The 21263-nt window shown below is 63.6% G+C and carries 24 protein-coding genes, 1 tRNA gene and 1 pseudogene; 18 read left to right on the top strand and 8 right to left on the bottom strand.

From position 1 onward, the window contains the following. Nucleotides 1-17 precede the first annotated feature (17 nt). From tusD to glmM, 10 genes and pseudogenes are all read left to right on the top strand, one after another. Nucleotides 18-425, top strand: coding sequence for a sulfurtransferase complex subunit TusD (gene tusD, locus MCIT9_RS02360; protein WP_317705829.1), 408 nt, complete (start codon nt 18-20; stop codon nt 423-425). Then, nucleotides 425-778, top strand: a complete 354-nt coding sequence (gene tusC / locus MCIT9_RS02355) for a sulfurtransferase complex subunit TusC (RefSeq protein ID WP_317705828.1) — start codon at nt 425-427, stop codon at nt 776-778. Before tusD ends, tusC begins: the two co-directional genes overlap by 1 nt. After that, nucleotides 756-1064, top strand: coding sequence for a sulfurtransferase complex subunit TusB (gene tusB / locus MCIT9_RS02350; RefSeq protein ID WP_317705827.1), 309 nt, complete (start codon nt 756-758; stop codon nt 1062-1064). Before tusC ends, tusB begins: the two co-directional genes overlap by 23 nt. Then, nucleotides 1058-1390, top strand: a complete 333-nt coding sequence (locus MCIT9_RS02345) for a TusE/DsrC/DsvC family sulfur relay protein (RefSeq protein ID WP_317705826.1) — start codon at nt 1058-1060, stop codon at nt 1388-1390. Before tusB ends, MCIT9_RS02345 begins: the two co-directional genes overlap by 7 nt. A 68-nt stretch (nt 1391-1458) precedes the next feature. Beyond that, the gene (locus MCIT9_RS02340; RefSeq protein WP_317705825.1) at nt 1459-1806 is read left to right on the top strand and encodes a DUF5335 domain-containing protein; all 348 of its coding nucleotides are present in this window, start codon (nt 1459-1461) and stop codon (nt 1804-1806) included. Nucleotides 1807-1951: 145 nt separating this feature from the next. Beyond that, nucleotides 1952-3622 carry a formate--tetrahydrofolate ligase gene (locus MCIT9_RS02335; RefSeq protein WP_317705824.1) on the top strand — a complete coding sequence of 557 codons (1671 nt, stop codon included), beginning with the start codon at nt 1952-1954 and terminating at the stop codon, nt 3620-3622. Between the two features lie 196 nt (nt 3623-3818). Beyond that, a complete protein-coding gene (gene amoC / locus MCIT9_RS02330; protein WP_317705823.1) occupies nt 3819-4640 on the top strand; it encodes a bacterial ammonia monooxygenase, subunit AmoC in 822 nt (273 codons plus the stop codon). 145 nt (nt 4641-4785) lie between these two features. Further along, nucleotides 4786-5529 (top strand): bacterial ammonia monooxygenase, subunit AmoA, encoded by a 744-nt coding sequence (amoA, locus tag MCIT9_RS02325; protein WP_317705822.1) that lies wholly within the window; start codon nt 4786-4788, stop codon nt 5527-5529. A gap of 49 nt (nt 5530-5578) precedes the next feature. Beyond that, nucleotides 5579-6823 (top strand): bacterial ammonia monooxygenase, subunit AmoB, encoded by a 1245-nt coding sequence (amoB, locus tag MCIT9_RS02320; RefSeq protein WP_317705821.1) that lies wholly within the window; start codon nt 5579-5581, stop codon nt 6821-6823. A 223-nt stretch (nt 6824-7046) separates the two neighbouring features. After that, a pseudogene (gene glmM / locus MCIT9_RS02315) lies at nt 7047-8375 on the top strand (phosphoglucosamine mutase); the annotation flags it as partial. A gap of 31 nt (nt 8376-8406) precedes the next feature. Here the strand turns inward: glmM and MCIT9_RS02310 are convergent. Continuing rightward, nucleotides 8407-9528 carry an ISAs1 family transposase gene (locus MCIT9_RS02310; protein ID WP_317705179.1) on the bottom strand — a complete coding sequence of 374 codons (1122 nt, stop codon included), beginning with the start codon at nt 9526-9528 and terminating at the stop codon, nt 8407-8409. Between the two features lie 187 nt (nt 9529-9715). On the opposite strand from MCIT9_RS02310, the gene tpiA reads away from it, so the two are divergent. The 3 genes from tpiA (at nt 9716) to MCIT9_RS02295 (ending at nt 10943) form a co-directional block, all read left to right on the top strand. Further along, nucleotides 9716-10477, top strand: coding sequence for a triose-phosphate isomerase (gene tpiA / locus MCIT9_RS02305; protein ID WP_317705820.1), 762 nt, complete (start codon nt 9716-9718; stop codon nt 10475-10477). A gap of 16 nt (nt 10478-10493) precedes the next feature. Next, nucleotides 10494-10850: a preprotein translocase subunit SecG gene (gene secG / locus MCIT9_RS02300; protein WP_479724331.1), complete on the top strand. Its 357-nt coding sequence runs from the start codon at nt 10494-10496 to the stop codon at nt 10848-10850. 8 nt (nt 10851-10858) lie between these two features. Next, nucleotides 10859-10943: transfer RNA gene (locus MCIT9_RS02295), tRNA-Leu, on the top strand. Between the two features lie 2 nt (nt 10944-10945). On the opposite strand, the gene MCIT9_RS02290 is transcribed toward MCIT9_RS02295, so the two are convergent. Next, nucleotides 10946-11521 carry an NUDIX hydrolase gene (locus tag MCIT9_RS02290; protein WP_317705818.1) on the bottom strand — a complete coding sequence of 192 codons (576 nt, stop codon included), beginning with the start codon at nt 11519-11521 and terminating at the stop codon, nt 10946-10948. Continuing rightward, nucleotides 11518-11964 (bottom strand): Rsd/AlgQ family anti-sigma factor, encoded by a 447-nt coding sequence (locus tag MCIT9_RS02285; RefSeq protein ID WP_317705817.1) that lies wholly within the window; start codon nt 11962-11964, stop codon nt 11518-11520. The genes MCIT9_RS02290 and MCIT9_RS02285 overlap by 4 nt, the downstream gene beginning before the upstream one ends. Before the next feature lie 101 nt (nt 11965-12065). Between MCIT9_RS02285 and MCIT9_RS02280 the strand changes: the two genes are divergently transcribed. Continuing rightward, nucleotides 12066-12860, top strand: coding sequence for a M48 family metallopeptidase (locus tag MCIT9_RS02280; RefSeq protein ID WP_317705816.1), 795 nt, complete (start codon nt 12066-12068; stop codon nt 12858-12860). On the opposite strand, the gene MCIT9_RS02275 is transcribed toward MCIT9_RS02280, so the two are convergent. The 4 genes from MCIT9_RS02275 to MCIT9_RS02260 are packed head-to-tail and all read right to left on the bottom strand — an operon-like array spanning nt 12784 to nt 16260. Continuing rightward, nucleotides 12784-13428, bottom strand: coding sequence for a PqiC family protein (locus MCIT9_RS02275; protein ID WP_317705815.1), 645 nt, complete (start codon nt 13426-13428; stop codon nt 12784-12786). The genes MCIT9_RS02280 and MCIT9_RS02275 overlap by 77 nt on opposite strands. Beyond that, complete coding sequence (locus tag MCIT9_RS02270; protein ID WP_317705814.1) at nt 13425-14375, bottom strand: MlaD family protein; 951 nt, start codon at nt 14373-14375, stop codon at nt 13425-13427. Before MCIT9_RS02270 ends, MCIT9_RS02275 begins: the two co-directional genes overlap by 4 nt. Continuing rightward, nucleotides 14368-15123 carry an ABC transporter ATP-binding protein gene (locus MCIT9_RS02265; RefSeq protein WP_317705813.1) on the bottom strand — a complete coding sequence of 252 codons (756 nt, stop codon included), beginning with the start codon at nt 15121-15123 and terminating at the stop codon, nt 14368-14370. The genes MCIT9_RS02270 and MCIT9_RS02265 overlap by 8 nt, the downstream gene beginning before the upstream one ends. A 3-nt stretch (nt 15124-15126) precedes the next feature. Further along, a complete protein-coding gene (locus tag MCIT9_RS02260) occupies nt 15127-16260 on the bottom strand; it encodes an MlaE family ABC transporter permease (RefSeq protein ID WP_317705812.1) in 1134 nt (377 codons plus the stop codon). 69 nt (nt 16261-16329) lie between these two features. On the opposite strand from MCIT9_RS02260, the gene MCIT9_RS02255 reads away from it, so the two are divergent. The 4 genes from MCIT9_RS02255 to MCIT9_RS02240 are packed head-to-tail and all read left to right on the top strand — an operon-like array spanning nt 16330 to nt 19685. After that, a complete protein-coding gene (locus MCIT9_RS02255) occupies nt 16330-17328 on the top strand; it encodes a zinc-dependent alcohol dehydrogenase family protein (RefSeq protein WP_317705811.1) in 999 nt (332 codons plus the stop codon). A 2-nt stretch (nt 17329-17330) separates the two neighbouring features. Next, complete coding sequence (locus MCIT9_RS02250; RefSeq protein WP_317705810.1) at nt 17331-18104, top strand: DUF3530 family protein; 774 nt, start codon at nt 17331-17333, stop codon at nt 18102-18104. Beyond that, nucleotides 18094-18666 (top strand): DNA endonuclease SmrA, encoded by a 573-nt coding sequence (gene smrA, locus MCIT9_RS02245; RefSeq protein ID WP_317705809.1) that lies wholly within the window; start codon nt 18094-18096, stop codon nt 18664-18666. The genes MCIT9_RS02250 and smrA overlap by 11 nt, the downstream gene beginning before the upstream one ends. Then, entirely contained in the window at nt 18663-19685 is a 1023-nt protein-coding gene (locus MCIT9_RS02240; protein WP_317705808.1) for a phosphotransferase enzyme family protein, read from the top strand. The genes smrA and MCIT9_RS02240 overlap by 4 nt, the downstream gene beginning before the upstream one ends. On the opposite strand, the gene MCIT9_RS02235 is transcribed toward MCIT9_RS02240, so the two are convergent. After that, nucleotides 19663-21249, bottom strand: a complete 1587-nt coding sequence (locus MCIT9_RS02235; protein WP_317705807.1) for a hypothetical protein — start codon at nt 21247-21249, stop codon at nt 19663-19665. The genes MCIT9_RS02240 and MCIT9_RS02235 overlap by 23 nt on opposite strands. Nucleotides 21250-21263: the final 14 nt, after the last annotated feature.

Genomic DNA, 21263 nt, shown 5'->3' with positions numbered 1-21263 from the left:
AAAGGTCGAGACGAGCGATGATGAATGACCAGAAGACCTGTGCCGAAACCGATCGGTTCCTGACCTATACGCTGCAGGTCAACACGCCGCCTTACACGGCGGCCGCTGACCGGGCGTTCTGCTTCGCCGAGGCCCTGCTGCGCAGGGGGCACCGGTTGCGGCGGGTATTCTTCTATCGGGATGGAGTGTATCACGCCCTCGCCGGTGCCGAGCCACCGGCGGACGAGCCCGACCGCATCGGCCGCTGGTCAGCGCTGGCCGAGCGTCACGGCGTGGATCTGGTGATCTGCTCGGCCGCCGCTCAGCGCCGGGGGGTCTGGCGGGCCGCGGAGACGAGGGACCTGGCGCCGGGATTGCGGGTGGCAGGGCTGGCATTGCTGGCCGAATCGGTGCTGGACAGCGACCGCTGGCTGAGTTTCGGCTGATGCGCTTTCTGTTCGTGTTCCGTCATCCCCCCTATGCCGACAGCCGCGGCGGAGAGGCGCTGGACCTGCTCCTGACCCTGGCGGCTTTCGACCAGACGGTGGAAGTGCTGCTGCTGGACGACGGGGTGTGGCACCTGGCGCCCGGGCAGCAGCCGGCGCGGATCGGTCAGCGCCGGCTGCCGGATCTGTGGCAGGGGCTCGGGCTTTACGGGATCGAAAAAATCTGGGTGGGGCGGGAATCGCTGCAGCGGTGCGGGTTGACGCCCGAGCGGCTGATCCTGCCGGTCGGTCTCGTTGCCGAGGCGGCGCTGCCGCAATGGTGGGGTGGTTATGATCGGATCGTGGGGGACTGAGATGGGGGTGCTGCATCTGTTGTCACAGCCGCCGGGTCCGGTTTGGGAAAGCCTGGTCCCGCGCCTGGGAGACGGGGATCGGGTGCTGCTGCTGGGGGATGGGGTGTATGGTCTGAGGCACCCGCTGCTGGGGCGGCTGCAGGACACCGGCGCCGGGATTGCCGCCCTGGCGCCGGATCTGGTCGCCCGTGGGGTCGAGCCCCCCGGCGCGGAGGGTATCAGGGTGATCGATTACGAGGAATTCGTCGATTTGACGGTAGCCTGCGTGCGTATTCTGTCATGGTGATCGAAAAGGCGGGACGGGTCGTCGAAACCACGGAGGAAGGGTTTCTGGTGGACCTGCACGACTGGGACGAAGCGGTGGCGGCGCAGCTGGCCGCCGCGGAGGGAATCGAGCTGGACGCGGCCCGGTGGGAGATCGTGCGTTTCGTGCGGGCGCATTATCTGGCGTACGGGCATTTCCCCAACATGCGGGTGTTCGTCAAGGCGGTGGCGCAGGTGTTAGGGGAGGAAAAAGGCAACAGCCGTTATCTGCACCGGCTGTTTCCCCGGGGGCCGCTGAAATACGCCTGCAAGCTGGCCGGTCTGCCCAAACCGCCCCACTGTCTCTGACGGGGTTGCGTTTTCATCGGCGTGCCCCCATGTTTGCAGGTGAACTTCATCAACGGAGGAAAACGAAGATGGCAACGCGTGCTTTACCCAAGTCCGAATGGGAAGCGTATTTCGATCACGTTTCCAAACACCTGAAGGCGGAGACGGCGGAAATCGAAGTGGCCTCGATCAACCTGGGTGATCAGATCGAGGCGGAATGGGTGCCTTTCTACGGCGTCAGCTACGATCCCAAGGACGATGTGATCGAGTTCGTTCTCGAAGGGGTCGATCACCTGGTTCCTCATCCCAAGGAAGTCTATGTCGATGACAGTATCGAAGGGCTGCGCAGCATCAAGGTGGTCGGTGCCGACGGGGTGCGCCACATCGCCAAGCTGAAGGAGGTGCTCAAGCTGCCGCCGCCCGACGAATGCGTCTGATTTCCGCTTTCTGCCGATGACCAAAGACGGGCCCGTCCGGCTGTAGCCGGACGGGCCCGTTGCGTTCGGGGTGATCATCCCCTACTCTGTGCGCTTCCAGGCAATTCATCCAATTTTCAGACCCTGTTCGGGAGGCACACCATTCATGCTTTCGGATATCGAAATCGCCCGCCAGGCCACCCTGCGACCCATCGTCGAGCTGGCGCAGGACCGGTTCGGCATCGCACCTGAGCACCTCGATCCCTACGGCCATTACAAGGCCAAGCTGTCGTTCGACTACATCCAATCCTTGCAGGACCGTCCCGACGGCAAGCTGATCCTGGTGACCGCCATCAGCCCGACGCCGGCAGGTGAAGGCAAGACCACCACCACCGTGGGGCTGGGCGACGCCCTCAACCGGATCGGCAAAAAAGCCCTGATCTGTCTGCGCGAGCCTTCCCTTGGGCCCTGTTTCGGCATCAAGGGCGGGGCGGCCGGCGGTGGCCGGGCCCAGGTGGTGCCGATGGAAGACATCAACCTGCATTTTACCGGGGATTTTCACGCCATCGGTGTGGCCCACAATCTGCTCTCGGCGCTGGCAGACAACCACATTCACCATGGCAACGCCCTCGATCTGGACGTGCGCCAGATGGCGTGGAAGCGGGTCATCGACATGAACGACCGCAATCTGCGCCAGATCGTCGAAGGGCTGGGAGGGCGCGTCAACGGTGTGCCGCGGGAGGACGGTTTCGATATTGTGGTCGCCTCCGAGGTCATGGCTATCCTGTGTCTGGTGGACGACCTTGGTGAACTCAAGCGCCAGTTGGGAAAGGTGCTGGTCGGCCACAGCCGCGGCGGTGGCAAGGTCTTCGCCCGCGATCTGAAGGCTCAGGGAGCGATGGCGGCCCTGCTCAAGGACGCCATCCGTCCCAATCTGGTCCAGACCCTGGAGAACAATCTGGCTTTCGTCCACGGCGGGCCGTTCGCCAACATCGCCCATGGCTGCAACACCGCCATCGCCACCAAAACCGCCCTGAAAATGGCCGACTACGTGGTCACCGAGGCCGGTTTCGGCGCCGATCTGGGGGCGGAGAAGTTCATCGACATCAAATGCCGCAAGACCGGGCTGCGCCCCGATGCGGTGGTGCTGGTCGCCACCGTGCGGGCGCTGAAGATGCATGGCGGCGTGCCCAAGGATGCGCTCCAAGAGGAGAACCTAGCGGCCCTGGAGACCGGTTTCGCCAATCTGGAGCGCCATTTCCGCAACATCCGCGAACAGTTCGGCCTGCCATGCGTGGTGGCCATCAACCATTTCGTCAGCGACACCGAGGCCGAGATTCGCTTGTTGACGGAGAAGGTGGCCGCCATCGGCGGAAAAGCCCTCGTCTGCAGGCACTGGGCCGAGGGCGGCGCGGGCGCGGAGACGCTGGCCCGCGAAGTGGTGAATCTGGTGAGCGCCCCCAATCAGTTCCGTTTCCTGTATGAAGACGATCTTCCCCTGTGGGAAAAGATCAAAACCATCGCCACCCGGCTCTACGGCGCCGCCGGCGTCAGCGCCGATTCCAAAGTCAGGCGCCAGATTGAGGCGTTGGATCGGGAGTGCCGCCATTTCCCCATCTGCATGGCCAAGACCCAATACTCCTTCGCCTGCGACCCGGAGCTGCGGGGGGCGCCCACCGGTCACACGGTCACCATCCGCGAGGTGCGTCCGGCCTACGGGGCCGAATTCATCGTCGTCATCTGCGGCAACATCATGACCATGCCGGGACTGCCGAAATCACCGGCGGCAGAGCGCATAGACATCGACGAGAATGGGCAGATCAGCGGGTTATTCTGATCCGTGCCGCCATATCCCGCAGGCGGCTGTGGGATATGCCGCAAAGCCTCTTGACAACCCCTTGACCGATGCTAGACTGGCGGATACCGAAGGAAGGAGGTCACCTGCGGGCTTTAGGGGTTTGCAGGTGGAGCGTTTAGGGATGGAGCGAAACCCAACGAAAAACTTGATTGAGTGAACTTAAGGAGGTAACTCAATGGCTGCAACGACTCAAGCTGTTGGCGCAGAGCAGGAAGCCCCCCTTGTGCACAAGGGCTGGCTTGCTTTTGCGATCGGCATTTACACCGTGTTTTATATGTGGGTCCGGTGGTACGAAGGGGTTTACGGCTGGAGTGCCGGTCTGGACTCTTTTGCACCGGAATTTGAAACTTACTGGATGAACTTCCTGTACACGGAGATTGTGGCTGAGGTGGTCACTGCCTCGGTGCTGTGGGGTTATCTGTGGCGGACCCGTGACCGCAATCTTGAAGCGGTGGAAGGGACCCGTGAAGAGCTGCGCCGCAACTTCACCCACCTGATCTGGCTGGTGGCCTATGCGTGGGCGATTTACTGGGGAGCGAGCTACTTCACCGAACAGGACGGCACCTGGCACCAGACCATCGTTCGTGACACGGACTTCACGCCGAGCCACATTATCGAGTTCTATCTGAGCTACCCGATCTACATCATCACCGGGTTTGCGGCGATGATTTATGCGCACACCCGTCTTCCGTACTTCAACTATCAGAAGAAGGGTCTGTCGCTGCCGTACCTGATCACGGTGGTGGGGCCGTTCATGATTTTGCCGAACGTGGGTCTGAACGAATGGGGTCACACCTTCTGGTTCATGGAAGAGCTGTTTGTGGCGCCGCTGCACTATGGCTTTGTGGTGTTTGGCTGGTTTGCGCTGTCGATTCTGGGGCTGCTGCTGCAGGTTTTTGCCAGCTTCCTGAATCTGATTGGCAAGCCGCTGTGCGGTGAGGTCTACGACGAAGCGGTTGCCCGCGTCGGCGAAGACCAGGCTCAGTGGGCCGAATGAGGTCCGACTGGGTTGCAAAATCCCTGAAGGACTTGAAATGAGGGAGGCCGCCGGGGCGCCGGCGGTCCCCCTGCCAGGGAGGCGAAGAGAAGCCGACTTTGAGAGTTGGTGGTAAAGCAACAACAAGCGACTTTGGAGGTAAATAATGAGCACTGCTGAATCTGTTGTTCGGTCACATGCCGAAGCAGTTCAGGCCTCCAGGTGGGTAGACTACCTGGGCCTGTTCATCCTGTTTATGGTACTGACCGGTTCCTACCACATCCATGGCATGCTGACCATGGGTGACTGGGACTTCTGGGCCGACTGGAAAGACCGTCGTCTGTGGGTGACGGTGTATCCGATCGTCATGATCACCTTCCCGGCGGCGGTACAGGCCGTACTGTGGGAACGCCTGCGTCTGCCCTGGGGCGCCACGGTGTGCATTCTGGGGATTCTGTTCGGCGAATGGGTCAACCGCTACTTCAACTTCTGGGGTTGGACCTACTTCCCGATCAACTTCGTGTTCCCGACCGCCGCGGTCCACATGGCGATCTTCCTTGACGTGGTGCTGATGCTGTCCAGCAGCTACCTGTTAACCGCCGTGGTCGGTGGTCTGGGCTGGGGTCTGTTGATGTACCCGGGCAACTGGCCGATCATTGGCCCGCTGCACGTGCCGGTGGAATACAACGGCATGCTGATGTCGATTGCCGACATTCAGGGCTACCACTATGTGCGTACCGGTACCCCGGAATACATCCGCATGGTGGAAAAGGGCACCCTGCGTACCTTCGGTAAGGACGTGGTTCCGGTGTCTGCCTTCTTCTCCGGCTTCATGTCCATTCTGATCTACTTCATGTGGCACTTTGTGGGCCGCTGGTTCGGCACCGTGAAATTCGTCAAGAAGACCTGATGAATTTTGCGCGCATCGACATCGACAGACACATCTGAGGAGGAAATAGATGAAAACGATAAGAGATAGGCTCACCCGCTGGTCGCTGGTCGGCCTGCTGATGACCCTGGCGGCCGCGGTGATGTACACCCCGGCGGCTTCGGCCCACGGTGAAAAGTCGCAGGCAGCGTTCCTGCGTATGCGTACCATCCACTGGTTCGACCTGAACTGGTCCACCGACCAGCTCAAGGTCAACGAAGAGATGGAGATCAGCGGCAAATTCCACGTCTTCGAAGGCTGGCCTGAATCCGTGGATCCGCCCGAAGTGTCGTTCCTGAACGTCGGGATTCCTGGACCGGTGTTCATCCGCAAGGAATCCTACATCGGCGACACCTTCGTGCCGCGTTCCGTGCGCCTGGAAATCGGCAACACCTACACCTTCCGCGTAGTGCTGAAAGCCCGCCGCGGGGGTGAATGGCACGTTCACCCGATGCTGAACGTCCAGGGCGGTGGTCCGATCATCGGTCCGGGTAAATGGGTGATCATCGAGGGGAAACTGAGCGAGTTCAAGAACCCGATCACCACCCTGACCGGTCAGACCATCGACCTGGAAAACTACAACACTGCCAACACCGTGTTCTGGCACGTGCTGTGGTATGCCATCGGTCTGGCCTGGATTATCTACTTCGTGCGCAACCCGGTGTTCCTGCCGCGCATGGTGATGGTCAATGCCGGCCGTGGTGACGAACTGATCACCCCGACCGAAAAGAAAGTGGGCATGCTGTTTGGCGCCGCCACCATTCTGCTGTTGATCTTCGGCTACAGCAGCACCCAGAGCAAGTACCCGGTGACCATTCCGCTGCAGGCCGGTACCCTGCGTGGCATCAAGCCGATCGAAATGCCGGCTCCGAGCGTGGACGTCAAAGTGGACGAAGCCACCTACCGTGTGCCGGGCCGCGCCATGAAGATGGTGCTGACCGTCACCAACAAGGGTGATCGTCCGGTCCAGCTGTGCGAGTTCATGACCGCCAACGTGCGTTTCATGAATCCGGAAGTGTGCGAAGACGACACCGGCTATCCGGAAGACCTGCTGGCAGACGAAGGTCTGACCGTGGTACCGAACGATCCGATTGCTCCGGGTGAGACCAAGACGATCGAAGTGACCGCATCGGACGCAGCCTGGGAAGTGTATCGTCTGGCAGACATCATCTACGACCCGGACAGCCGGATGGGTGGTATTCTGTTCTTCTATGACGATGCCGGCAACCGCCAGATGGTGATGATTGACGCTCCGCTGATCCCGACCTTCATGTAAGGCAGGGACCGCGGCGTGGTCACCGCATAACAATAACAACAATCCCCAACTCAAAGCCCCCTCAAACGAGGGGGCTTTTTTATTTCGGGACAGAAATGCCCGCATCCAGCAGACGGTTTTTGCTTATACTTGAAAAGACTGAATCGGGCCACCGAGAAAAACTGCAAGGGGAATGTGTCGTGCTTCGGGCCGACTCATCTGTCAATGACAACGGGGATACAAAATGAGCAGGCGATATTTTGGTACCGATGGCATCCGCGGTACAGTGGGGGAACCCCCCATCACCCCTGACTTCGTGCTGAAGCTGGGCTGGGCGGCCGGGCAGGTGTTCCGTGAAGAAGGGCCATGCCACGTGCTGGTGGGCAAGGACACCCGGATCTCCGGCTATATGTTTGAGTCCGCCCTGGAGGCGGGGTTGGCGGCCGCCGGCGTCGATACCCACCTCCTGGGGCCGATGCCGACGCCCGGAATCGCCTATCTGACCCGGACCCTGAGGGCGCGAACCGGTATTGTCATCAGCGCTTCCCACAATCCCTATCCTGACAACGGCATCAAGTTTTTCTCCTCGGCGGGAACCAAGCTCCCGGATGAGGTGGAAATGGCCATCGAGGCCATGCTCGACAAACCCATGACCACGGTTTCTTCGGAGGGTCTGGGACGGGCGCTCAGAATCGGGGATGCCGCCGGCCGCTACATCGAATTCTGCAAGAGCACGGTGCCGGCGAGGATGGACCTCAGCGGACTTTCCATCGTCATCGACTGTGCTCACGGGGCAACCTATCACATCGCCCCCCACGTGTTCGGCGAGATCGGAGCCAAGGTCCATGCCATCGGTGCCGAACCGGATGGTTTCAACATCAACGAGGGGCGCGGCTCGACCCATCCGCAAGCGCTGCAGCGGGAGGTTGTCGCCCGTGGGGCCGATCTCGGAATCGCCTTCGATGGTGACGGCGACCGGGTGATCATGGTCGATCATACCGGTGAGATGGTCGATGGCGACGAACTGCTTTACATCATCGCCCGGTCGCGACAGGCGCGTGGACAGCTGCGCGGACCGGTGGTGGGGACCCAGATGAGCAATCTGGGGCTTGAGCACGCGCTTGCCGCACTGGGGATCGATTTCAGGCGTGCCAAGGTCGGCGACCGCTATGTCATGGAAATGCTGACCGCCGCCGATGGAATTCTGGGAGGGGAAGGTTCCGGTCATATCATCTGTCTGGACCGCACCACCACCGGTGACGGCATCGTCGCCGCGCTTCAGGTGCTGGCGGAGATGTGGGACTCGGGCAGGTCGCTGCGGGAGCTGCGGCAGGGGATGGACAAGTATCCCCAGGTGCTGCGCAATCTCAGGATCCGGCAGAAACCGGCCGATCTGGAAGCGATTGCCCCCCTGCGTGAGGCAAAGGAACGCGTGGAGCGCCGTCTCAACGGCCAGGGGCGGGTGTTGTTGCGGCCTTCCGGTACGGAGCCGGTGATCCGGATCATGCTGGAGGGACGTGACGCCTCCCTGATCGAACAACTGGCGGCCGAACTGGAGGAAACCGCCGCCCGCATCCTCAATGATCAGGGCAATCGCATGAACGCTACGTCCATCCAAGCAACTGAGCCCGATAGTGGTCACTGGAGGCGGCCAGGAGCCGTCTTGCCTTGATGCCCCCGCGGCGTTTGGTGGAGTCGAGGCGAAAGAGATTGAGCACCATCTGTTTGAGCAGCGCCAGGTTATGAGCCGCATGTCGGGTTCGAAGGCGCATCTGATCATCGTTGAATACGACATCCATACACCAGTGAAGCGGGTTCTCCACCGCCCAATGCTGGCGCACCGCCGAGGCCAGCCGTTCGGCATCGGCAGGCAGGCTGCTGATGTAGAAACGCCGTTCCCGGGTGGTTTTGCCGGCGACGGTGCGTTCGGACTCGACCACGGCAAAGCAGGCCAGATCCGGCCAGCGCTGGGGCCGGTCCAGGCTGTCGAGCTGGTCGAACACATAGCAGCGGCGCACTTCCAGGCGACCATGCACCTTGTCGACCGTCTCGCATTGCTGATGCGGGGTTTTGTCCGGCGCGTCCTGGAAGGCCTGGAAGAAATCCCGGATCGATTCGGCCAGACCTTTCTGGTTGTCCTTGACCGCCAGTACATAGTCGGCCCCCCGGTCACGGATGGCCTTGGCAATCTTGGGATCGGTCCCCATGGCATCGAGGGTCACCACGCATCCTTTCAAGGCCAGGGTTTCCAGCAGGGCGGGAATGGCCGTCTTCTCGTTGGATTTGTCGGCCACCGCCTCTTGACCGACCACCAACCGGTACTGAGCCGCAAAGGCACTGACCAGATGCAGGGGATCCTGCCCCTTGGACCGGCTACGCCGACTGGTCTTGCCGTCGATGGCGATCACCTGACCTTCCAATGCCGGAACCACGCTCACCGCCCAGCGCTGGAAGGCCGATCCGAACGCTTCCGGATCGATCATCGCCAAAATCCGCCCCAGGGTGTCATGGGACGGAATCCCATGCGGCAAAGGCACATATCGACGCAGCCAATCCAGCTTCTCTTTGCCCCAAAGTTCAATCTCCACCAACGTATCGGCACCGCAGATCACCGCACACACCACAACCACCAGCACTTCCACCAGATCGTAGGTCACCTTCGATGATTGTCGCGGGTCCGGAATCGATACGAACACCTCGCTCAGCGCCAGGGGCTTTTCCAACATCTGTGCCTCCCACAAAAAGCATGCTCCTCAGAGAAGAAGTCTCTAATCTGCAAGTAATCTGCTGCAAGTCATCGAATCTTAAACCATCATCTTCGTGGGGTATATTCATGCGATTGCCCTGCCTCAATGATTTGCCTTGAGGATGCGGGCGGGCTAAAATGCGGCAATTTGTTGAAGGGGGAATTCCATGCGTCAGCCTTTGGTCGTAGGAAACTGGAAAATGAACGGCACCCGTGCCAGCACCCGTGAGCTGGCGGCCGCCATCGCCGGCGGGTTGCCCGCCAACTGTCCCGTGGCGGTGGGCGTATGCCCGGCTTTCGTGTTCATCCCTGCGGTCGCCGAGCAGCTGCAGGACACGCCGGTGCAGGTGGGGTCCCAGAACGTGGCCGATCAGGACGCCGGTGCCTTCACCGGTGAGGTTTCCGCCCCCATGCTCAAGGAATTCGGTTGCACGCTCGCCATCGTCGGTCATTCCGAACGCCGCCTCATCTATGGTGAAAGCGATGCCCTGGTGGCCGCCCGTTACCAGAAAGCGATAGAGCACGGTATCTGCCCGCTTTTGTGCATCGGTGAAACGCTGGAGCAGCGGGAAGCCGGTGAGACTTTCGCTGTCGTGGATCAGCAGCTGCAGGCGGTTCTGGATGTCGCCGGCATCGATTCCCTGAAACAGGCGGTGATCGCCTATGAACCGGTATGGGCCATCGGTACCGGCCGCACGGCAACGCCGCAGCAGGCCCAGGAAGTCCACGCCCATATCCGCCGGCAGTTGGCGGCCCAAAGCGAGGAAATCGCAGCCCGGGTGCGGATCCTCTACGGTGGCAGCGTCAACGCCGACAACGCGGCCTCGCTGTTCGCCATGGAAGACATCGACGGAGGCCTGATCGGTGGCGCCTCCCTCAGGGCGGATTCGTTCCTGACCATTGTCAAGGCAGCAGCACAAACGGTGTGAGATGCTATACCAGGTTTTGATCGTTTTTCACGTTCTCGTTGCTGTTGGAATCATCGTGTTCGTCCTCCTGCAGCAGGGCAAGGGCGCCGATGTCGGTGCCGCCTTTGGCAGCGGCGCTTCCGGGACCGTGTTCGGTGCCCGTGGGTCGGCGTCATTCCTGTCGCGGACCACGGCGATTTTGGCAACCCTGTTCTTTCTCACTAGCCTTTTCCTTGCGTATTTCGCCGACCTTCAGGATAATAAGAAGGATTTCGTGGAAATCCTGAAGTCTGCAGAGGACGTCCCGCCGGTCAAAGAAGCCCCTGCGCCGACAGACACGCCGGTAGTCGTGCCGGTGGAAACACCCCAGCAGACCGAAGAAAACGCGCCTTAAGCTTTATTGCCTCGGTGGTGGAATTGGTAGACACGCCGTCTTGAGGGGGCGGTGGCGAAAGCCGTGCCGGTTCGAGTCCGGCCCGAGGCACCATATCATTGCAAAGCGCTGTCAGGAGACGGCGCTTTTTTACGTCTGGAAGGCGGCTCAAGGGTCTCAACGCGGACGGGGAAACTGCCGGATTTCCTGTCCCTCAGATAGGCTTCCAGCGTTCTTCTGACGGTGGAAAATGCCAGTTCCCGCCAGGGGATCTCCTTTCCCGGGAGCAGCGCAGTCTCAAGGCTTTCCTCGCCAGGGGCGTGACGGGGTTCTGCCATCCGGGCACGGAAGAACACGTGGACCTGGTCGACGTGGGGCAGGCTGAAAACTGTGTAGAGATCCAGCGCCTTTACCCGGGCGCAGGCTTCCTCCAGGGTTTCCCGGGCGGCGGCCTGTTCCAGGGTTTCCCCCAGTTCCATGAACCCGGCCGGCAAGGTCCAAAGTCCCTTGCGCGGTTCTATCGCCCGGCGGCAGAGCAGGATCCGGCCTTCCCATTCGGGGAGGCAGCCGGCAATGATCTTGGGGTTCTGATAATGGATGGTGCCGCAGCGCCCGCAGACGTGACGCAGCCGGTCCTCGCCCGGCGGGATCTGCAGGTTCAGGCGCGCTCCGCACTCACTGCAGAACTTCATCGACGCATGGCGGAAAGCAGTTTGTCTTCCAGCTCGATTCGGGTTGCAAGGGCCTCGCCGAGTTCGGAAAGCGCCTGATGGAGCACGTCGTGGTCGGTGAGATGGGCGTTCTCGTATTGGTCGTTGAACTTGAGGGCAACTTCGGTCGCCTCGGCGATGGCGGGATAGTATTTTTCCGCAGCTTCCAGCACTCGCTGCCGGCGTTCGGTGCCTTCGATGATGCGGCGGTAGACGCCGAAGTGACCGAGGGAAATGTAGTCGATCATGACCTGGCAGAAGCGGTCCAGGATCTGTTCCAACGGTTCCTTGTGCTTGTCGAACGGCTTCATTTCCGCCAGTTCCCAGTAGAGCTGCCACATCTGCCGGCGTTCGGCCAGCAGTTCCTCGATAATGTGGCTGGTCTGGAGACGGCGTTCGTTGCCGGAGACGGGATTTTGCGTCATGCTTGTCGAAGCGAAGAAATTAAGGAATTCAGTATACTTTATTGCATTCGGAGGCTGACGGCAACGCTCGGTGGCTTTCGGTTTCCATGGGGAGGATGAACATGCAGCATACAGTTTGGGGCTGGGTTTTCCTGTGTCTGTGGCTGGCGGCCTGCGCCACCTCGCCGACGGGAAGAAGCCAGCTGGTATTGATGCCCGAGGACCAGCTGGTACAGATGGGGTGGCAGGCCTTCGAGCAGATCAAGCAGAAGGAACCGGTCGAAACCGATCCGGCCGTCAATGCCTATGTCCGCTGCGTGGTGGATGCATTGACCCGCGATCTGGGCGGCCAGTGGGACGTGGTGGTGTTTCGTTCCGACCAGGTCAACGCTTTCGCCCTGCCCGGTGGGCACATCGGGGTCTACACCGGTTTGCTGCGGGTGGCGGAGAATCAGCATCAGCTGGCGGCGGTCATCGGCCACGAGATCGGCCACGTGCTGGCACGCCACAGCAACGAGCGGATGTCGCAGCAGTTCGCCGTGCAGCAGGGGCTGTCGCTGATCCAGGCCATCGCCAATCCGGGTTCGGCGACCGGCCAGCTGGCGATGGCGGCGCTGGGTCTGGGGGCCCAGGTGGGCATCCTGCTGCCCTACAGCCGGATTCAGGAGTCCGAGGCCGATCTGATCGGTCTGGAGCTGATGGCCAGAGCCGGTTTCGATCCCCGCGAGGCAGTCGCACTGTGGCGCAACATGGACCGGGCCGGCAAGGCGGCGCCGCCCGAATGGCTGTCGACCCACCCCTCCCACGAAACCCGCATCCGCGAGATAGAAGCCTATCTGCCTAGGGTGATGCCGTTGTACCAGCAGGCCCGGGCCCAGGGACGGAACCCCCGCTGCCGGCCGCCGGCGCGGCGGTGATCCCGGCCAGAGTGCGGGCGATGCGCCGGGCCAGTTCCTCGCACAATCCGCTCAGGCCGGTGGCGATGGCGGCATAATCGGCGTCCGCCAGCCGGCGTTCGATTTCCTCCCGCTGCCAGACACGGGTCGTTTGACCCTGCAGCAGGCGCCATTCGGCCAGCAGTTTCAGCCGCTCGGGCATGATCTCCAGTTCGTGGACCTGGAGCGCCAGGGTCCAGGCCGGGGCCACGTTGCGGGCCGGCAGGAGAACGATCCGGCTTTCATGCAGCTGCCGCGCCAGGGCTGTGGCCAGCACCCGGGTGAAGCCGGTATTCAGGGGTTCGGCCCAGCGGTGGAATTCCGCCAGCCGGGCCCGGCCCTGGCGGTCCAGGGTCACGATCTGGGGGTGGTCCAGATAGCGGGGCAGACGCACCGGTGCCAGCGCGATTGTGGTCGCCACGTTGGTTGTCGCTGCGGTTGGCCGCGGCGCTGGCAGCACGTAATAATGGCTCGCCGGGCTGCGGCCGCCGGTCAGCGCGCAACCGCCAAGCAGGAGCAGTGGGATCAGCAGGACGATGCGGGCATTCACAGATCACCTCCTTTGCCTTGCAGCAGCGCTTCCGGATGGGTTTGCAGGGTCTCGGACAGGACGCGCAGCTCCCTGGCGGCCTCCTGAAGCGCCTGGAGTGTTAGTTGGGCTTCCGTCGTCAGCGGCGCCTGCGGTCCGAAGCTTTGCTGTAACGCGCGGAAGGCCGCTTCCGCCTGTGCCAGCGCCTGCCGGGTCTGTCTCAGCGCAGCTTCCGATTGCATTGCCAGGGCCGGCAGGGCCTTGTCGATGTGCGTCAGGGTGCGTTTCGAGAGCCGCAGGTTCTCGTCCAGGTGGGTGACGCTGGCATCGAGATCCACCAGCAAGGTGTCGAGATGAGGGGCCAGTTCCCTGAATGCGGGCTGGGAGACCACCGCGTTGATGTGGGTCAGGGTGGAATCCAGCTTGGCGAACAGTTCCTGAAGCGGCAGCTCCTTGATCTGATTCACCAGGGAGGTGATGGTGTTTTCGATTTCCTCCTGGCTGGAAGGAATGGCCGGAATTTCCTCCAGGGCGTCGTTGTACTTGCCCACCAGGTTGACCGGGGTTTCAGGGCGGAAGTCGATGTCGACATAGAGCTGGCCGGTGACCAGACTTTGGAGTTTGAGCTGAGCCCTGAGCCCGGCCTGGATCAATGTATCCAGGGGCCGCTTTTCACCGCCCAGCTGCACGTGTCCCTTTTGGATTTCGACGACCACCCGGGTCAGCGGCTGCTTGGTTTCCGGGTCGAAGATCAGGCGGATTTCGGCGACTTTGCCAATCTGGACTCCCCGCATCTTCACCGGGGCGCCGATGTTGAGGCCGTTGACGGATTCGTGGAAGTAAATGACGTAGCGTTCGCGTTCCGACCACAGTTCGGCGCCGCCGAAGAGCAGCAGGGCGGCGAAGAACAGGAACACCGCACCGATGACGAACGCGCCGATGACGGTAGGATTGGCCCGTTTACTCATGCAGGGTTCCTCCTCGGGTCAGGAATTCTCGGGCTTTGGGATTGGGATGGTGCAGCAGCTCGCGGGGCGGTCCCTGGGCGATCATGGTCCTGGTTTCGGCGTCGAGGAAGACGGAATTGGTGCCGATGGCGAGAATGCTGGGCAGCTCGTGGGTGACGATGACCACGGTCGCCCCCAGGCTGTCGCGCAGTTCCACGATCAGGTCGTCGAGGCGTTTGGCGCTGATGGGGTCGAGGCCGGCGGAGGGCTCGTCGAAGAACAGGATCTCCGGGTCGAGGGCGATGGCGCGGGCCAGCCCGGCGCGCTTCTGCATCCCGCCGCTGATCTCGAAGGGATAGAAATCCTCGAATCCCCGCAGCCCCACCAGCGACAGCTTGAACGAGGCCAGCGCCCGGATCTCCGTTTCGGGCAGCCGGGTGTATTCCTCCAGCGGCAGGGAGACGTTCTCCGCCAGGGTCATGGAGCTCCACAGGGCGCCGCTCTGGTACAGCACCCCGATCCGGCTCAGGATGGCCTGGCGCTGCGCCGGCGGGGCGGCCCAGAAATCCACGTCGCCGTAGTAGATGTGCCCCCGGGCCGGCGGCAGCAGGCCGATGAGATGGCGCAGCAGCGTACTCTTGCCGCAACCGGAGCCGCCCATGATGATGAAGATGTCGCCGCGGTTGACGGTGAAGTTCAAGTCCCGCTGGATGATCCGGTCGCCATAGGCCATGGTCAGATCGCGGACGGTGAGGTGTGCCTCCGTCATGCCTCAGATGCCCAGGCGGGTGAAGAGAATGGTCAGCAGTGAATCGGCCACCACGATGGCGACGATGGCGGTCACCACCGCCGTGGTGGAGGCTTCCCCCACCGCCTGGGCGCTGCGCTGGCAGCGGATGCCCTGGAGACAGCCGGCGGTGGCGATCAGGATCCCGAACACCGCCGCCTTGACCAGGCCCACGATCACGTCCGAGAGCCCCAGGGAGGCGCGGGTCTGGGTGACGTATTCCAGCAGGGTCAGATCGAACACGGTCACCGCCGCCAAAGCACCGCCCAGCATCCCCACCAGGTCGGCATACAGGGTCAGAAGCGGCACCATGACGATGAGGGCGAGCATGCGCGGGATGACCAGAAACTCCATCGGCGACAACCCCAGGGTCCTGAAGGCGTCGACCTCCTCGTTGACCTGCATGGTGCCCAACTGGGCCGCATAGGCCGAACCGGTGCGTCCGGCCATGATGATCGCCGTCATCATCGCCCCCATCTCCCGCAGGGTGCCGATGCCCACCAGACTGGCGACGTAGATCTGGGCGCCGAACATCTGCAGCTGCAAGGCGCCGACGTAGGCCAGGATCAGACCCACCAGGAGGGCGATCAGGGTGACGATGGGCAGGGCGCCGGGGCCGCATTCCTGCAGCAGCAGCCACAGGTCCACAGGACGGTAGCGGGCCTTGCCGTGGACGAAACGCAGGGCGGCGAGGGTTGTCTCGCCGATGAAATGGACGAAGGCGTAGGTTTCGTCGAGGATCTGCAGCGCCGCCTGGCCGAGCTGGGCCAGCCAGCCGCGTTCCTGGTGCGGCGGCGCCGTGCGCGCCGGCGGCACCGCCGTGGCCAGTTGCAGCAGGCGACGCAGCCCCTCGGGCAACTGATCGATGTGCAGCTCCAGGCCGCGGGTCTGGCACAGGTCGTAAAGCTGCTGCAGCCACAGCGCCAGGCTGCTGTCCCAGCGGCCGATGCCTTCGTCCCGGACCGTCACGATACGGACCGGGGCGTCCAGCAGGGCAGCCACGGCGTCGATGCGGGGACGGGCGGGGGCCGACAACAGCCAATCACCGGCCAGACCGACGAGCAACCGTTCGCCCTCGCGCCGGTGGCTCAGTCTGGGGGAGCGGTCGTCAGCTTGCATGGGTGCGGGAACCGGGAGCGGAAAACATTGTATATTGGAGTAACGTCACTCATCTTACAGGAGCCCTCCATGTCCTACAACGCGATGCGCGCCATGGTGCTGGAACGCCCGGGCCAGCCGCTGCAGCTGCGGCAGTTGCCGGTTCCCGTGCCCGGGCTGGGCCAGATCCGGGTCAAGGTCAAAGCCTGCGGGGTCTGCCGCACCGATCTGCACGTGGTCGACGGCGACCTGCCCGCCCCCAAACTGCCCGTCATTCCCGGTCATGAAGTGGTCGGGGCAGTGGATGCCTTGGGCGCGGGGGTCGAGGGCTTCCGTCCGGGGCAGCGGGTCGGGATTCCCTGGCTGGGCCACACCTGCGGTCAGTGCCGTTACTGCCGCATGGGGCGCGAGAATCTCTGCGACCGGCCGGGATTCACCGGCTACACCGTGGATGGGGGCTATGCTGAATACGCGGTCGCCGATGCCCGGTACTGTTTTCCGCTGCCGGACCGCTATGACGATCTCCACGCCGCCCCGCTGCTGTGCGCCGGTCTGATCGGCTACCGTTCCTATGCCCTGGCCGGAGAGGCGCAGCGGCTCGGTCTCTACGGTTTCGGGGCCGCCGCCCACATCATCGCCCAAGTGGCGCTGCAGCAGGGACGCGAGATTTACGCCTTCACCCGTCCCGGAGACACCGAGGCCCAGCATTTCGCCCGCGAGCTCGGTGCCGTCTGGGCCGGCGACAGCACCGAACTCCCACCGGTGGAGCTGGATGCGGCGATCCTCTACGCCCCTGTGGGCGCCCTGGTGCCCCAGGCGCTGCGGGCGGTGCGCAAAGGCGGGCAGGTGATCTGCGCCGGCATCCACATGAGCGACATTCCGGCTTTCCCCTATTCCATCCTCTGGGGCGAGCGCAGCGTCTGCTCGGTGGCCAACCTGACCCGCCGCGACGGCGAGGAATTCCTGGCCCTGGCGGCGACGCTGCGCATCCATACCGAGGTCCACCCATACCCCCTGGAAGACGCCAACCGCGCCCTCGACGATCTGCGCCACGGCCGTTTCCAGGGCGCAGCGGTATTGGTGCCCTGACGATGCGCTGGCTGCTGCTTTGGGGATGGCTGGGCGTGGCCTGGGCCGGCGGCAACGCCCTGGAAGAATCCCGGCTGCTGGAAGGGCTGCATCTGGACGGCGGCGCCAGGGCGTTGACCCTGACCACGCCGACGGGGCCGTTTCAGGCCATTCTCGACGAGGCCGCCACCCGGGAGAGGAAGGGGGTGGCGATTCTGCTGCCCGAGGCCGGTGCGCGTGCCGATGCCGGTGTGTTGCGGGCGCTGCGGCGGGGACTGCCCCCCCACGGCTGGAGCACCCTGAGCCTGCAGCTGCCGGTCCTGGAGGCCGAGGCCGAACCGCAGGAATACTGGGATCTTCTGCCCCAGGCGGCGGCCCGGGTCGCTGCGGCGGTGGTGCGCATGAAGGCGGCCGGGTACACCAGCATCGCCCTGGTAGGGCACGGCTTCGGCGCCACGGCGGCCCTGCGCTATCTCGGTCAGGGCGGCGACGACAGCGTGCGCGCCGCCGTCCTCCTCAGCCCCTGGTGGCCGGCGGCCCACAACGATGAACTGGCAACCTGGGGCAGGGCTGCCGCAGTGGCGGTGCTGGATGTTTACGGCGAACGTGATGACCGCGCAGTGCTGCGCAGTGCGCCGCGCCGCCGGTTGCTGTTCAAGGATCTGGACGGTTTCCGCCAGTGGCGCATCAGCGGAAGCGGGCACGGTTACCGGGGCCGGGAGGCGTGGCTGGTGGAGCGCATCTACGGCTGGCTGCAGCAAGTGGGGCCGGAACAGGAGGTGGGTGATGACGGATGAGGAAGACGAGCTGTTCCGGGCAGCGATGGCCGACGCCCGGCCGCTTCGTTGTGACAAGGTGCCGCTGCGGCGCGCCGCCCGCCCGACCCCGGGACAGGACTACCGGCGGGAGGCGGCCAGGCGGCAGCTGGACGATCCCAACTTCCTGCCCACCAGCTTCATCGAGCCGTTGCCGCCGCACGCGATTCTGGAGTACCGCCGGCCGGGGCTGCAGGACGGGGTGTTTCGCAAGCTGCGGCGCGGCGAATATCCGGTCGAGGCGCTGCTGGACCTGCACGCCATGACGGTCGAGCAGGCCCGGCGCGAAGTTTATCACTTCGTCCAGACGTGCCTGCAGCAGTCGGTGCGCTGCGCCCTCATCATCCACGGCAAGGGGACGCCGCAATCGCCCGGCCTGCTCAAGGGTTGCCTGCTGCGGTGGCTGCCGCTGCTGCCGGAGGTGATGGCGTTCCACAGCGCCTCCCGTCATCATGGCGGCAGCGGCGCGCTCTACGTGCTGCTGAGGAAAAGCGAGCTGGAGAAGGAACGCAACCGCCGCCGCTATCAGCTGGCGGAGCGATGACCGATCCGGCCGCCGTCGCCGCCCGTTTCGCCCTGCCGGGGCGCGTCGTCGCCGTCGAGCCTCTGGGGCGGGGGCTGATCAACGACACCTGGCGGCTGGTCACCACCGAGGCGCGGGGTGTGCTGCAGCGTCTCAACGGTGCCGTCTTTCCCCGGCCTGATCGGATCATGGCCAATCTCCGCATCGTCTCCCGCCATCTGGCCGCCGCCCCGATCCGCCTGCCGCAGCCGATCCCGCCCGTGGACGGCGGCGATCTGGTGGTCGCAGACGGCCACGCCTGGCGTTTGCTCGAACACCTCCCCGGCATCACCCTGACCGCGCTGCGGGATCTTCATGACGCCGCCGCCCTCGGCCGCAGCCTGGGGAAGTTGCACCGGGGGCTGGCCGATCTCGATCCCGGCCGCCTCCACGACACCTTGCCGGGATTTCACGAAATGGCCCATTACCTTTCCCAGTTTGACCGGCAGCTGACCGACGGCCCCGTCGATGCGGAAACCGCCTCCCTGATCGAATTCATCGAAGCCCGCCGGGCCCGGGCCTTGGCCCTGGAGGAGACCGGCTCGCCCCGGCGGGTGATCCACGGCGATCCCAAGCTCGACAACGTGCTGTTCGATCCCCGCTCCCGCACGCCTTTGGCCTGGATCGATCCGGACACCCTCAAACCCGGCCTGTGGCTGTGGGACGTGGGCGATTGCGTGCGCTCCGCCTGTGGCGCCGGCGGCCGTTTCCGTCTCGAGCGGGCGCTGGCTCTGCTGGGGTCCTGGTGGCGGGAGGTCCGGCCGGTGCTGACGCGTGCCGAACGCGATTGGGTGCCGGAGGCGGTCTGGCGCCTGCCGTTCGAGCTGGGGGTGCGGTTTCTGATCGATCACCTGGCCGGTGACCGTTATTTCAAGGTGAATTACCGCGGGGAGAATCTGGAGCGGGCCCGCGGGCAGTTCGCCCTGACGGCGGCCATCGAGCGCCAGGGCGGGGAATTGGCGCGGGAATGGCGCCGGCTCAGCGCAGCACCTGGAAGATGAGCGAACGCGCCTGGGACTGCAGCAGTTCCAGCTTGTTGTTGGCGCAGCAGCGGGCGTTGAGCTCGTCGAGATTTTCCAGCGCCAGCCTCAGAACCTTCTCGGTGACGCCGGGGCAATAGGCCTCGATCTCCATCAGGTTGGAGAAGGGCAGGGCATAGACCAGCCGCGCAATGTGGTTGGCGAGGATGGCGATGGTGGTGGGATAGATGTGGTTGCCGGTGATCTGCTTCAGGGCCAGCACGGTGGCGGTGTAGGAATCGCCGCAGCCGGTGGCGTCCTTGTGGCTGATGTCGCAGCCGGCCTCCTGGATGATCCGGTCAATGCGCTCGCCGGTTTCCTTGTCGATGATGGGGATGTAATACTGGACCTTCTTGCGCACCCCCTCCTTCTTGTCCTCGTACTTGAAGCTGGCGATGGTGGGGTTGCCGCCGTCGGTGATGAACACGCTCTCCTTGACCCCGAAGCGGTGGAGAATGTCAGCGCAGCGCTGGGCGACGATGCGGCGCTTGATCGGATCCTCCGGCAGCACCAGGGTCTTTTCCTTCTGCTGCAGCTCGGTCTTGAAGATCCCGAACAGGCGCACGAAACTGACCCGGCCCGCGCCCGACTTGGTCGGCTCGCCATTGTGGTATTCCTCTAGGTAGCGCAGCAGGACGTCGTCGTCACGGATGTAGCTGGAGCTGGATTTGCGGATCCAGGCCAGGGCTTCCCCCAGGTTCAGGGTCATGGTCTCGCACACCCCGATGGGGGAGGCGTAGGGGTCGATGCCGTCGCGGATCTGGTTGGAGCCGACGCTCCAGACCACCGAATGGTCCTTGAGATCGTTGCGGACCCGCACCGCCACGTCCCAGAAGATGCGGTCGTCCGGCTGGTTGTGGAGTAGCAGGAAGCGCGGGGTGCGCATCGACGGAATCGGCCGTTTGGGGTTGATCTCCCCGTAGGGGGTGCTGAAGTAGATTTCCTCGCCGCTGTCCTTATTCTTGATGAACACCGAGCGGCGCGGTTTGCCGTCCACCCAGATGATGTCCAGATTGGGAAACGGTTCGGCCTGTTTGCGCACCTGATCGGCCTGGTCCTCCGGCAGGGTCAGGTAAAGGTGGGCCTTGGGAAGATTCTGCTCCGGCAGCCCCAGGGCCCGGCACAGGGCCAGGTTGATGATGGCGCTGTCCACCGTGGTGTTGAAGGCGCCCCCGCCGAGGCCGCGGTGAATCTCGGTTTCTCCCTTTGGAAAGCTGAAGTTCAGGGTCACCGGGCGGTCGTCGTCGCTCGTCACCGTCAGCAGGATCCGGCCGCCCTGCTCGACGATGTCGATGGATCGCGCCGGCAGTTTGGGGATGCCTTGGGCGATCTTCTCCTGGATGCTGGGCGAACGGGTGGTGTTGACCTTCTGTTCGGCGTCGCGGAACACCGTATCCGGCACTTCGATGCGAATGTCCTCCACCGTGCCGCATTCGATCGAGGTGGAAACCACGTCGCAGTCATCGAGCTCACGCTTGACGACGTGGCTCAGGCTTTGCGGAATGTCAGCGGTCAACGGCGTGGCGGAGGCGTTCTGCTCGGTCATCGGATACTTACCTG

Source organism: Methylomarinovum caldicuralii (assembly GCF_033126985.1).
GTDB lineage: Bacteria > Pseudomonadota > Gammaproteobacteria > Methylococcales > Methylothermaceae > Methylohalobius > Methylohalobius caldicuralii.
The sequence above is the reverse complement of the archived record's forward strand: the minus strand, read 5'-3'. Positions and strand labels throughout refer to the sequence as shown.

Excerpts from the sequence above, each read along its gene's own strand:
- MCIT9_RS02310 (WP_317705179.1), bottom strand. The coding sequence starts at position 9,528 with ATGTTGGAAAAGCCCCTGGCGCTGAGCGAGGTGTTCGTATCGATTCCG.
- MCIT9_RS02270 (WP_317705814.1), bottom strand. The coding sequence starts at position 14,375 with ATGAGTAAACGGGCCAATCCTACCGTCATCGGCGCGTTCGTCATCGGT.
- smrA (WP_317705809.1), top strand. The coding sequence starts at position 18,094 with ATGACGGATGAGGAAGACGAGCTGTTCCGGGCAGCGATGGCCGACGCC.
- MCIT9_RS02265 (WP_317705813.1), bottom strand. The coding sequence starts at position 15,123 with ATGACGGAGGCACACCTCACCGTCCGCGATCTGACCATGGCCTATGGC.
- amoA (WP_317705822.1), top strand. The coding sequence starts at position 4,786 with ATGAGCACTGCTGAATCTGTTGTTCGGTCACATGCCGAAGCAGTTCAG.
- MCIT9_RS02335 (WP_317705824.1), top strand. The coding sequence starts at position 1,952 with ATGCTTTCGGATATCGAAATCGCCCGCCAGGCCACCCTGCGACCCATC.
- MCIT9_RS02290 (WP_317705818.1), bottom strand. The coding sequence starts at position 11,521 with ATGAAGTTCTGCAGTGAGTGCGGAGCGCGCCTGAACCTGCAGATCCCG.
- MCIT9_RS02280 (WP_317705816.1), top strand. The coding sequence starts at position 12,066 with ATGCAGCATACAGTTTGGGGCTGGGTTTTCCTGTGTCTGTGGCTGGCG.
- MCIT9_RS02285 (WP_317705817.1), bottom strand. The coding sequence starts at position 11,964 with ATGACGCAAAATCCCGTCTCCGGCAACGAACGCCGTCTCCAGACCAGC.
- tusC (WP_317705828.1), top strand. The coding sequence starts at position 425 with ATGCGCTTTCTGTTCGTGTTCCGTCATCCCCCCTATGCCGACAGCCGC.
- MCIT9_RS02255 (WP_317705811.1), top strand. The coding sequence starts at position 16,330 with ATGTCCTACAACGCGATGCGCGCCATGGTGCTGGAACGCCCGGGCCAG.
- MCIT9_RS02345 (WP_317705826.1), top strand. The coding sequence starts at position 1,058 with ATGGTGATCGAAAAGGCGGGACGGGTCGTCGAAACCACGGAGGAAGGG.
- amoB (WP_317705821.1), top strand. The coding sequence starts at position 5,579 with ATGAAAACGATAAGAGATAGGCTCACCCGCTGGTCGCTGGTCGGCCTG.
- MCIT9_RS02235 (WP_317705807.1), bottom strand. The coding sequence starts at position 21,249 with ATGACCGAGCAGAACGCCTCCGCCACGCCGTTGACCGCTGACATTCCG.
- MCIT9_RS02340 (WP_317705825.1), top strand. The coding sequence starts at position 1,459 with ATGGCAACGCGTGCTTTACCCAAGTCCGAATGGGAAGCGTATTTCGAT.
- MCIT9_RS02260 (WP_317705812.1), bottom strand. The coding sequence starts at position 16,260 with ATGCAAGCTGACGACCGCTCCCCCAGACTGAGCCACCGGCGCGAGGGC.
- tusB (WP_317705827.1), top strand. The coding sequence starts at position 756 with ATGATCGGATCGTGGGGGACTGAGATGGGGGTGCTGCATCTGTTGTCA.
- amoC (WP_317705823.1), top strand. The coding sequence starts at position 3,819 with ATGGCTGCAACGACTCAAGCTGTTGGCGCAGAGCAGGAAGCCCCCCTT.
- MCIT9_RS02240 (WP_317705808.1), top strand. The coding sequence starts at position 18,663 with ATGACCGATCCGGCCGCCGTCGCCGCCCGTTTCGCCCTGCCGGGGCGC.
- tpiA (WP_317705820.1), top strand. The coding sequence starts at position 9,716 with ATGCGTCAGCCTTTGGTCGTAGGAAACTGGAAAATGAACGGCACCCGT.
- MCIT9_RS02250 (WP_317705810.1), top strand. The coding sequence starts at position 17,331 with ATGCGCTGGCTGCTGCTTTGGGGATGGCTGGGCGTGGCCTGGGCCGGC.
- tusD (WP_317705829.1), top strand. The coding sequence starts at position 18 with ATGATGAATGACCAGAAGACCTGTGCCGAAACCGATCGGTTCCTGACC.